At 45.7% G+C, this 645-nt stretch carries 2 protein-coding genes; one reads left to right on the forward strand and one right to left on the reverse strand.

The window, feature by feature from the left end; translation table 11 throughout:
• Positions 1-94: 94 nt before the first annotated feature.
• Positions 95-457: a DUF2799 domain-containing protein gene (locus R7P74_RS27100; RefSeq protein WP_005479645.1), complete on the forward strand. Its 363-nt coding sequence runs from the start codon at positions 95-97 to the stop codon at positions 455-457.
• Between the two features lie 74 nt (positions 458-531).
• Here the strand turns inward: R7P74_RS27100 and R7P74_RS27105 are convergent.
• The coding region (locus R7P74_RS27105; RefSeq protein WP_336624121.1) for an inorganic diphosphatase at positions 532-645 on the reverse strand (114 nt) is incomplete at its 5' end.

Here is a 645-nt window from a genome sequence, read left to right on the forward strand (position 1 = left end):
TATACTTAAGTAACCATCGTAAGAACGTTGTCGAGATTTAAAAACGTTTCTAAACACGTTAGAAAACGACAAGTCAGAAAAGTAAGGAGTGATGATGAGAGTGTTAATAATTGGCGCGATGATGATGCTTCTGTCTGCTTGTGCGCAAACCACCTTACCAGCTTCAACCAGTGTGACTGATTGGCAAGCGTTCGGGAAACAGTCTGCCTTAGATGGATTACGAGAGTTGTCACAAGAGCGGATAGCTAAGTTGGATGGTACTAACCACGCAACGCCAGAACTGATCATGGCCTACCAAAACGGTTATCAAGAAGGTAAGCAAGAGTATTGTGAGCAAAGTGCCTATATGCTGGGTGTGGTTGGACGACCGTATTTCGGAATCTGCGATGACGTTGACCCGTTCTTCCAACACGATTATGACGCTGGTCGTATGTCCTCCGCAGGAGCTCCTATCTAAGGCAAGCGTTTAGGTTAGAAAGCAAAAGAGCTGCACTTTGCAGCTCTTTTTGTATTCGGGGTTGGCGTTTACGCTTATTTGTTTTGCGCACGCTCGTAAGATTGTAGAATCTCTGCTTTTGCCGCTTCGACATCTGCCCAGCCATCAACTTTCACCCACTTTCCTGATTCCAACTCTTTGTAGCGCTC

The organism is Vibrio sp. 2033, from assembly GCF_033339735.1.

Excerpts from the sequence above, each read along its gene's own strand:
- R7P74_RS27100 (WP_005479645.1), top strand. The coding sequence starts at position 95 with ATGAGAGTGTTAATAATTGGCGCGATGATGATGCTTCTGTCTGCTTGT.